This is a genomic window from Trichloromonas sp., assembly GCF_034006665.1.
Lineage (GTDB): Bacteria > Desulfobacterota > Desulfuromonadia > Desulfuromonadales > Trichloromonadaceae > Trichloromonas.
In genome coordinates this window covers 1-10,004 of sequence record NZ_JAVESI010000071.1, presented here as the reverse complement: position 1 = coordinate 10,004, position 10,004 = coordinate 1, and the positions used below count along the sequence as shown (strand labels likewise).

Annotated in this window: 10 protein-coding genes; 3 read left to right on the top strand and 7 right to left on the bottom strand. The window is 56.9% G+C overall.

Annotation, left to right across the window (positions count from 1 at the left end; translation table 11 throughout):
• Positions 1-398: 398 nt before the first annotated feature.
• Genes RBR25_RS16890 through RBR25_RS16880 form a run of 3 tightly spaced genes read left to right on the top strand, consistent with a single transcriptional unit; the run spans position 399 to position 3,188 of the window.
• On the top strand, positions 399-746 hold the full coding sequence (locus tag RBR25_RS16890) for a nucleotidyltransferase domain-containing protein (RefSeq protein WP_432820712.1): 348 nt from the start codon (positions 399-401) through the stop codon (positions 744-746).
• Positions 747-799: 53 nt separating this feature from the next.
• The gene (locus tag RBR25_RS16885) at positions 800-2,113 is read left to right on the top strand and encodes a VanZ family protein (protein WP_432820711.1); all 1,314 of its coding nucleotides are present in this window, start codon (positions 800-802) and stop codon (positions 2,111-2,113) included.
• 1 nt (position 2,114) lies between these two features.
• A complete protein-coding gene (locus tag RBR25_RS16880) occupies positions 2,115-3,188 on the top strand; it encodes a CapA family protein (RefSeq protein ID WP_432820710.1) in 1,074 nt (357 codons plus the stop codon).
• A 61-nt stretch (positions 3,189-3,249) separates the two neighbouring features.
• Here RBR25_RS16880 and RBR25_RS16875 read toward each other — a convergent pair whose 3' ends face one another.
• The 7 genes from RBR25_RS16875 to RBR25_RS16845 form a co-directional block, all read right to left on the bottom strand.
• Positions 3,250-4,476 carry a right-handed parallel beta-helix repeat-containing protein gene (locus RBR25_RS16875; RefSeq protein WP_432820709.1) on the bottom strand — a complete coding sequence of 409 codons (1,227 nt, stop codon included), beginning with the start codon at positions 4,474-4,476 and terminating at the stop codon, positions 3,250-3,252.
• A 30-nt stretch (positions 4,477-4,506) separates the two neighbouring features.
• A complete protein-coding gene (locus RBR25_RS16870) occupies positions 4,507-5,079 on the bottom strand; it encodes a tetratricopeptide repeat protein (RefSeq protein ID WP_432820708.1) in 573 nt (190 codons plus the stop codon).
• 88 nt (positions 5,080-5,167) lie between these two features.
• A complete protein-coding gene (locus tag RBR25_RS16865) occupies positions 5,168-5,944 on the bottom strand; it encodes a M55 family metallopeptidase (RefSeq protein WP_432820713.1) in 777 nt (258 codons plus the stop codon).
• 518 nt (positions 5,945-6,462) lie between these two features.
• Positions 6,463-6,882, bottom strand: a complete 420-nt coding sequence (locus RBR25_RS16860) for a GxxExxY protein (RefSeq protein ID WP_432820707.1) — start codon at positions 6,880-6,882, stop codon at positions 6,463-6,465.
• Positions 6,883-6,931: 49 nt separating this feature from the next.
• Positions 6,932-8,311: a phenylacetate--CoA ligase family protein gene (locus RBR25_RS16855; RefSeq protein ID WP_432820706.1), complete on the bottom strand. Its 1,380-nt coding sequence runs from the start codon at positions 8,309-8,311 to the stop codon at positions 6,932-6,934.
• A 236-nt stretch (positions 8,312-8,547) separates the two neighbouring features.
• On the bottom strand, positions 8,548-9,555 hold the full coding sequence (locus tag RBR25_RS16850) for a polysaccharide deacetylase family protein (protein ID WP_432820705.1): 1,008 nt from the start codon (positions 9,553-9,555) through the stop codon (positions 8,548-8,550).
• 117 nt (positions 9,556-9,672) lie between these two features.
• On the bottom strand, positions 9,673-9,945 hold the full coding sequence (locus tag RBR25_RS16845; RefSeq protein ID WP_432820704.1) for a GxxExxY protein: 273 nt from the start codon (positions 9,943-9,945) through the stop codon (positions 9,673-9,675).
• Between the last annotated feature and the right edge of the window lie 59 nt (positions 9,946-10,004).

The window sequence follows — 10,004 nt, the reverse complement described above, 5'->3', positions numbered from 1 at the left end:
TTCATAAAATTCACCCGCCAAGTGAGTTTTCGACGGGCTAGATGGTAGCATAAATAACAAAGAAAATCAATAGCTTATCTGCATTCGCTGAAATTCTTCTGATTGTGATCTTACGGATTCAGGTTCATCATAGCCTCCTGCAAAACCGTATGAACACCAAGCAACTCGCGTGATTTCAGGCTATGATCTGCAATAAACATACCTCAGTTAATCTGAATTAATATTCACAATTTACTCCTCCCATGAGTAAATCTCCGCCTCCGACCTGTAAATTTTCCCGATATTTTGTTTTACAATCCGACACCGAGCAAAGCCTCCCTCTTGACAGGGGCGGGAGATGACAACTAGAGTGAAACAACTTTCACACAAGGATTGAAGGATCATGAACCGGTATCTCAATGAAAATCCTTGACCGTAGCCGGCCGCCGGTCAGCATTCTCGATTTCCCGCCCGAGGAAATCCGCGACTTCCTGCGAAAAAAACTCGCCTCAAAGGGCGTTCACGAGGCCTACATCTTTGGCTCCTTCGCCGACGGCACCTGCACGCATTGGTCGGATCTCGACCTGCTTGCGGTCATGCCGAGTGAAGAACCCTTCATCGAACGCCCCCGCGCCTTCGCCAACCTCCAGGATCTTGGGGTACCCGTCGACCTGCTGGTCTACACCCCCGAAGAATTCGCCCGGATGCAGGCCGACCCGACACCCTTTTGGAAAGGATTCCAGCGCCGGAATGTGCGGATTCTCTGACGGCTCCCCTCCGCGTTGCCCTTTCCGTCTTCGATGTTAGACTTGCCCTCCCTATGACTTCACTACCCGCCCCCCGCAAACCGCTGACCGCCTTGGTGTTGATTTACGGCGCCCTGCTCCTTTACGCCAGCCTCATGCCTTACGACTTCACGGGAGTGATGGACGGACGCCAGTTGTGGCGGGGGGAATTCTGGAACCACTGGCCCTTCAACCCCCAAGCCCGGATCAGCGGCTCGGATGTGGTCAGCAACCTGGTTCTCTACGCGCCCCTGGGCCTGCTCCTGGCCGTTCGCGGCCGCTTTAGCCGCCTGGGAGCGCCAACAGTCTTCCTTTTCTCGACCCTGTTTTGCTCGCTCCTAAGCCTGGGGGTGGAAACCCTGCAAGGGATGACCCTGTCCCGCACCCCCAGCGCCGCCGACTGGCTGCTCAACACCTTAAGCGGCATGGCCGGCGCGCTGTGCGGCACCCTGCGGGGTAAAACCGCTTGGGAGCGGCTCCATGGCTGGCTCGTCAACCGCTGGCGGGAGCGGCCCCTCGACATTCTGACCCTGATAATCGCGGGCTTGCTGGTGGCCGATGCCTTGTCGCCCTTCTTGCCGACCATCCTGCTCTCCCAGGTTTGGCGCAACCTGAAAAACGCCCACTTCGATCTCTTCGCCGGACTGGCCCAACACCCCTGGCACTGGTGGCTGGTCACCCGCACACTGGCTTATCTGATTTTGACCTGCCTGCTGGCCGCATGGGGGGGAGGGGCCACTCGCATCCGCTCCTGGTGGCGGGCGGCGCTTCTGGCCGTCGCCCTGGCTGTCGGCCTGGAACTGCTCAAGCCGCTCATCGTCTCGCGCATCCTGAATCTGGCCAACGTCGCGACCAGTACCGGCGGAGTTCTCGCGGCATTATGGGTCGGCCCCTTACTCGCGCCGCGCCTTTCCCATCGGCGCAAACTTGAGTTGGGCATCCTGGCCCTTTTGGCTTATGGTTTCTATCTGGCCTGGACTCCCTTCAACTTCATCCTCGATGGGGAGCTGCTGCGGCAGAAGCTCCCTCGTCCCGTCGAATTGCTCCCCTTCTACCACTATGCCATGGGCGCCTCTCTCAACCATGCCCGGCTCTTTGTTCAGGCTATCGCCGTAAACGGGATTCTGGTATATCTGCTGCGGGTACGATTTCCCGACTTCGACGGCAGCCGCCGGCGGCTCATCCTGGCCGTGCTCCTCACCGGACTGATCGGATTCTTCCAGGAAGGGGGACAACTGTTTCTCCCCCGCCGCACCCCGTCGATGACCGACGTCTATTGTTTCATGATCGGCGGCGCCCTCGGCGCCTGGATTTCCCGTCCCCCTCGACCTTCCAAGGATAAACCTTGAGATGACGACCATTCGTCTTGCCGCCGTGGGCGATCTGCTCTTCACCACCCGCCCCGGCGCCACCGTCCCCGGCCGGGGGCTGGAAGCCCTGTCCGACGAAGTTCTCCGGCTCTTTGCCGACTGTGATCTGGTGTTGGCCAACCTCGAATGCACCCTGCCCGGGGGGCCCCTGGTCGCCAGCGAGCCCCGGGTTCTCGCCGACAGATCCCAACCCCGCGAACTCAACCGGGTCGGCATCACGGCCGTCACCCTGGGGAACAATCACGCCTTCGATGCCGGCGACGACGGGTTCCACTCCCTGACCACCCTTCTTGACGAAAGGGGCATCGCCTGGTGCGGCGCCGGGCTGAACCTGGATGAAGCCCAACGGCCGCTCATCCTCAATATCAAAAATCTGCGCATCGCCATCCTGCCGGCGGTCGCCGGATCGAGCGGCATGTACCGCTTCGCCACAAAAAATTCCAGCGGCGTGCCGCCGCTGAACACAAACGAACTCTGTCGACAGATCGAGAAACTGCGCCGTGAAGTGGACCACGTCATCCTGACGCCCCACTGGGGAGAAGAGCGCTTCCGCTTTCCCTCCCCCGCCCAGATCGAGCAGGGGCGCGCCTTCATCGACGCCGGCGCGTCCCTGGTGCTGGGCCATCATCCCCATGTCGTACAAGGGCTGGAGTTTCACCGCCGGGCACCCATCGCCTATTCACTGGGGAATTTTCTGGCCAATGAGGTTTACTGGGAAAATGGCGACGTACTCACTTGGAACCGCTTCGAACGCACCGGCTGCCTGCTGCTCGCCGAACTCGACGCCGACGGCGTGCGCAACGTCCAGCAGATTCCGGTCTTCGACGACGGCGAAACCCTCGCGATCAATACCAGCGGCCAAGGCGAACGCTACCTGGAGCGGGCCAACCGCTATCTACGCGACGGCATCACTCCGGCGCGGTATCGCCGGGAAGCCTTCCGCGTTCGCACCCTGCTGCCGATCCTCGGCCAGCTGCGCTGGGACAAACTGCGCCGTCTGCGCCCCGAGCATATCCGCAAAGCGTTTCACCTCATAACCCGGGGCATGTCGTAAGGGCAAGGCGCTGCCTCGCCCTGGGCGACCCACCGAGTCGCCCTTACCACCCCGTTCCCCCCTACCGCTGCGGCAATACCACCGGCGGCACCGCAACATCGGCAAAATCCCCGGCCGGCTTCCAGGGCCGGTAATCCCAGGGTCCGACCTGCCGGATGCGCGGGTCGGCGGTGTTGGCCGCCAGCGGCCCTTTTCCCAAATCAAGAATCATCGGGTCGAGATCGTAAATCCCATCGCTTTCCGCGGTCGGCAGGGTCGGCTTGCGACTGCTGTCCGGCCGGAACCAGGCGTTGCCGCGAAAGACAAAACTGTCCGGATCGGTGCCGCGGCCAACGTTGAAAGGGACGGAACCGACCCGCGCATCCATAACCACCATATTGTTTTCAAAAAGTCCCTTGCCACTCGGCTTGAAGCGCTGATCCTGGGTTTCCTGCAAAATCCGCCCGATCCACTTGGTCGGCAGAAAAAAAAGGTTGTGATGCACATGGCTATTCTGGGCGGTGACCCAGGCGACCTGCGCTTCGCCACCGATGAAGGTGTTGCCGGCCAGGGTGATGTCCTTGGCCTCGAAATCCTCGACCTTGGGCCGGAAATATTGCAGGCCGGTCATGCCGCCCAGGTTGACGATTCTCTCACCGGCGTTGCGGAAGAGGGAATTCTGCACCAGGATAAAACGCGAGCCCCCCTTGATCTGGATACCGTTGGCATTACGGTAGCCCTCGCCCCCTCCCAGTAGTTGACACCCCTCGATCAAGCCATTTTGGCAGCCCACCAAGTCGATGGCCGAGCCGCCCCAGTTTTCGAAGCGGCAGTCGCGCACCACGAAATGCCGGGTTCCGGAAATTTTCAGGGCGTCGGCATTCCCTTTCGGACCGATATTGCGAACTTCGAGATGCTCCAGCAACAGATGATGGGAAGGACTTTCGGCCTTGCCACCGTCGTCAATGTTGATGCCGTTCTGGGACGTCCCCTGAAAAACCAGATGGCTGAGCCTAATGTAGGAGCAACCACTCAGCTTGGCGCCCTCGCCCCTACTGGTAAAAACCGGGGGATTGTTTGGGTCGACGCCGGTGATGACGATGGGCGCCTCCACAGCGCCATGAACATTGTCCAGATAAATGCCGCCCGCGTACATGCCGGGGGCCACTTCGATGGTGGTGCCGGGAACAACCTGGGCCAGAGCCTTTTTCAGTTCGGCATGGGAGGAAACCGTGAAGGATTGCGAGGCAGCTCCAGCATGGAAAGATAATGCGAGCAGGAGAATGACAGCTAAAAAATAGGGGCGCATGGGGGGGGGCTCCTGAGTGCTGAGGGAATTTTAGTTGGAAAAAGGTTTGTGTGGTTTGATTCTTTGGCCGGTCATGACTTGAACTTGCAACTTTTTCAGTTTGCCGCTCCAGTGTGACTGGGTAGCCAAACCCTTATTGACGGCTTGAAGCGCAAGCTGTTTCTGCCCCATCAGCGCATAGGCTTCTACCAGATATGACCAGACCTTTCCATCCTTCGGTGCCACTCGCAGAAAAGCCAGATAGTCCGAGACAGCCTGTTGGTAGTAACCCAGCGCCATGAAACAATCGGCTCGAAAACGGATGGCATGGGAGAATTTTCCTCCGCCCCGGTTGATCACCTGATTCAAGTCCTTGATCGCCTTAACGTAATGACCGGCATCCCCATATACCCCTGCCCGCCTGTAATAGAGTTCCAGATCACCAGGACTCATCCGGATCGCCTGCTCGTACAGTTGCAAAGCTACGGCGAAATTTCCCTGTTTACCATAGGCATCAGCATTTTGAACCAGCACCTCGATCCGCGGGTTACGGTTCGCCGCAAAGCACTCTTGCCCTAGCGCCAAGCAGCCAACATCCAGCAGAAAAACCAGAATTATCCTCATCAAGAGCATATAAAGCCTTTCGATATCGGTGAGAGCTGAAATTTAAGTGGAAGCTCCTCAGACATCAGCTCTAAGCACTCGATTATACTCAACATCTAAACTCCAGCATCGACCCCAATTCGGTCTTCAACCGCAAACCTCCCGCATACCGCCAGCCCTTGCGCCGAATCCGGGCCTTCAGCACTTGCAGCGGCTTTTTGAATTCGATTTCAAGGGGCACCGGATGGGCAAAAACCAGCGGCTGCATCTCGTGCAACCGTTCTACCGCCCGCAGCGTCGCCCGGTAGATTTCCTCTTCCGCCACCGCCGGATGTTTGCTGTAAGCGCAGTTGCGACCAAAACCCTGCTTGGTCGCCACCGTTTCGATCCAGGGCATGAACTGGCGCGCCTCGTCGCAGCCCTTGTCGTCGCTGGCGACCAGCAGCAGCGGCACCCCCAGCTCTCCGGCCACCGCCGCGTCGAGGGCCATCTCCCCCACCGCCCGGCCATTGACGCGAATCGCCCGATAGGCGCGGGGGCTGTAAGTGTGGGCGAGGACGGCGGCGGGGGTGCCTTCCATGGCGTGGTAGCCGATCATCAGCACCCCGGCATAGCTGTCATCCAGTAGTGGAAAGCGCCGACCGAAGCCGGTCCCAAGCAGCACCTCGCAGCGCCGGTCGAGGCGATCGAAAACCAGATTGGCGCCGAAGCCGTGATTGTCCCAGACCACGACTTTCTCGGCGCCGGCATCGAACAACGCCCGCGCCGCCGCGTCGGTCTCACGGGTCGCCTGCTCCCGGGCATAGACCATATCCCGCGAGTCGCTCAGCGCCCGCCCCGGCTCACCAACCACACACGCCGGCCCGTCGCAATCGACGGCGATCATGAATTTCACAAATAACTCCCAGTCTTGATGTTAGCCACGGACGAACAGCTTAAATCCGATTTTATCCGCTTCTTCCGTGTCCAAAACCTAGTCTTTCAACCCTTCTGGACACGGATCAAATCTGATTTTCACGGATCAAAAGCAAAACATCTATGATTTCTATCAAAACATTAAAATCCGATTTTATCCGTCTTTTCTGCTTCTTCCGTGTCCAAAACCTGATCTTTTAACCCTTCGGACACGGATCAAATCTGATTTTCACGGATCAAAACCAAAACATCTATGATTTCTATCAAAACATTAAAATCCGATTTTATCCGTCTTTTCTGCTTCTTCCGTGTCCAAAACCTGATCTTTTAACCCTTCAGACACGGATCAAATCTGATTTTCACGGATCAAAAGCAAAACATCTATGATTTCTATCAAAACATTAAAATCCGATTTTATCCGTCTTTTCTGCTTCTTCCGTGTCCAAAACCTGATCTTTTAACCCTTCGTACACGGATCAAATCTGATTTTCACTGATTGAACCACTTTTTATCATTGTCAAAAATCTTGCGTTTTATTTCTGGTTTCGGACCGAAATTAAGCAATAGACCAACTTCGATCTCCGTCGCTTTCAAATAATTCAGCAACTGCGCTTCATGTCCCGGCATTAACGATCTTGAAGCTTTCACTTCGACCATGATTTTGTCGTCGACCATAATATCGGCAATATATTCACCGACAATATAGCCATCATAATGAACCTTTATCGGGCATTGTGCGCGGGAGGCCAACCCACTTTTTCTAAGTTCAACCATCAGGGCATTTTCGTAAACTTTTTCCAGGAAGCCATATCCCAACCGGTTATAGACATTATAAAAGCAACAGAGAACATGATCTGTCAGCTCTTGATACTTCAACGCCCCAATTTTCTGAACTGAATCCGTGGTCATCCGTGCAATCCGTGTCCAAAGTTTTTCTCTTGCTCTCCGAAAAATCATCTCAATCCGTGAACGAGCGCTTTTTATACAGCTCTTCCGCCACTTTGCTGATTACCGGCCGGTACTTGCCGGAGCGGGCCGGAGCGATGTCGGCGACGATTTCCACGTGAATCTCGTCGTCCCCGCCCAGGCGTTGCGCGGCCTTTTTCTTCACCAGTTCGATGCCGTCCGCCGGGAAGCGCTCGTCCACCGCCAGGCGGATAAAGATCTCGCCGAGCTTTTCCTGCACTACCTGGAACTTGACGATCCCCGGTACCGAGCGCGCGATGTAGATGAAGGAATAGCCGACCACCCACTTGCCGGCCTTGGTCACCACAAACTCCACCGCCCGACCGCCGCTGATCTTGATGCTGGAGAGCGTTCTGCCGCAAGCGCAGGGCTCTTGCGACAGGGTAACGATATCGCCGGTGCGATAGCGAATCACGGGGAAAGCCGGGCCGACGAGGTTGGTTACCACCAGTTCACCCTCCCCTTCGGTCGGTTCCAGGGTTTCGGGATCGATGGTTTCGAGGATGATTTGCTCGTCCATGCAGTGCATGGTGCCGTGCTCGCATTCGTGGCCGATCAGTCCCGCCTCGCGCAGACCGTAGGAATCCCGCACCGGCACACCGAAACCGTCGGCAATCAGCTTCCGGTCCACATCCGAAAGCATTTCACTGGTCGTGATGATCACGGACAGGCCACGATTGCGTAACTCCTTCAGATTCAACCCCAGCGATTCGGCCATGGTAACCGTTAGCACGAACGTGCTCGGGTAGCCGAAAATGCACTTGGGACCCCAGGCCAGCCAATCCCCGTAATTTTTTCTCAGCCGCTCCGGGGTAACCTCGAAACCGTTGGTCAACCCGTCGTTGATCAGCCAGTCGCGCACACGCTTGATCCGGTCCTGCTTGCACAGTTCCACTGGCGAGCCCCAGTAGTACAGTTCCTTCTCGCCCCGCCGCACCCCCACCCATTCGTGACCGCGCATGCGCGCCGCGTTAATCTGGGCCTCGCGAGTGGAGGAGGTGTAGAATTGCAGCGCTTCGTTGGTCGAACCGCTGGTGCGCACCAACTGCAACCGCTTCCCTTCATCCCGCCAGACCATCTCTTCCCGGCGTTCACGCAGGGTGTTCTTTTCCAGCAGGGGAAAGCGGCGCAGGTCGTCCAGGCAGCGGATGTCCTCGGGCGTAAACCCCTGAGTCTTCATCAACTCCCGCCAATAGGGGGTATGGTCATAAGCGCTACGGACCATCGTCTGCAACCGCTCCAACCGCAACTGCCGCAAGCGCTCCGGCGACCAGCGCTCGCTTTCCAGCAGTTCGGCCAGAATCCGGAAACTGGGACGGCCCAAAGCGAGTTCCTGAAGATGGAAAAGACGGCGGGCTACGATTGGAAGCATAAACACCTCTTTAAAAGGTTCGCCACAGACACACACGGACAAAAACAGACAGAGGCCCAAAATCTTTAGTCTATGTTGTCCACGGAAGGCACGGAAGACCCGGAAAATATTTAAAAGCCGAAAAAGCTGAATACTTCAGTGTTTTGGGTTTACGTCCGTGCTTTCCGTGTTTTCCGTGGATGGGATTGCGGTTTTTGTCCGCCTTTGTCCGTGTGCATCCGTGGCCAAAAACCAATTCAGAACCAATAAAAATTGTTCAGCCCCTGCACGATTTTGCGAATGATGGCACGGGGCGGGTTGTTGACCAGGCAGGGCGCCACCGCCTTTGGTTGGTAGCCCTCCTCCTTCACCAGTCGCCCGAGTTCGGCGAAAGTGCGGGGGGGATACTGGCGGCGGTTGTTATCAAGCCATTCGCAGAAGCGCTCGAAGCGGCGCGTCACCACCCGGTTGAGCTTGCCGCCGTTGTACTGATGGTCCCGCACCTTGAAGAGGCTGAAGCTGTGCAGAATCAGCACCGCGTCGCCGCCGGCATCGCAGATCATGCGCACCGCGTCCCGGCATTCCTCGAAGGATGACCCCATCAGATCCACCGGCTTGGCCGGGTGCATACCCGGCAGTTTCGGCTGTTCGTAGGCCGAAAGGGCCATCTCCAGAACCTCTCCGTACCACTTGCCACCGTTGTAGCGCTCGGTCTCGGCAAAGCGGCACTGACCACCGACATAGGGAAAGGTGTAGCTGCTGTCGATCCACAGTCCCGCCGCGAGCAGGGCCTTAAGGGTTTCCTCCGAAGCCCCCATGTTCCCAGCACGAAAGGCGATGGGACGGGTGCCGGTCCATTTTTCCAGCAGATCGGCACCGCGCCCGATCAGTTCCCGCTGCCAGTCCCGGTCGAGGTCCGCCATCTGGTCGGTTTTCTTGAACGGCTTGCCCGATTGCTGCAGGCCGTAATGGACATGGTTGGGGTGGATGTGCAGTTGCACGTCCTGACCCCGCTCGACCAGATGCCGCGCCACCGGCTCGGTCTCGCCGGGCCAGCCGAGATCGTCGTTGAAGGGTTCAAGGAAAAAGGTCGCCTGAAGATCGTGCCGGGCGAGGATGTCGCAGATCAGCGGCACACCGAGTTTTTTATCCCCATATTCGCCCATCATTCCGAGTCGGGGGGGAACGGGTTTGAGCGAAGGATTGCCCCAGGCCCCACCCATACTGCATTCGACATCGAAGGTGATGAAAATGCCAGGAACCATAAAACCTCTCTTAGCCACAGACACACACAGACAAAAGCGGACAAAAGCATTAAATCCAAGCTTTTTTCTTTTTTTATCTTTCAGCTCTTGTCTGTGTCTTTCCGTGTGAGTCTGTGGCTAAAAAACAAATCGTCTGATTTCCGCTTTCGGATGGGTAAAATTCACCAATAAGCCAACCGAATAACCTGTTGCTTTCAAATAATTCAACAGTTGAGCTTCATGACTTTTATCTAGGGCTTTAACACTTTTCAGTTCAATCACAATCACATCTTCAACAACAATATCTGCGACATAATCACCAACACGAGTACCCTTGTAATTCACCTGAATCCGTGAGCTCTTCCCCCGTACCTCGGGTTTCCCCTTTCTGAGGGGCGAATTCGGGGGCATGAATTGTGGCGTGAACTAAAAACGGCCTCCTGGGTTCCGCTACATGCGACGATCTTTGA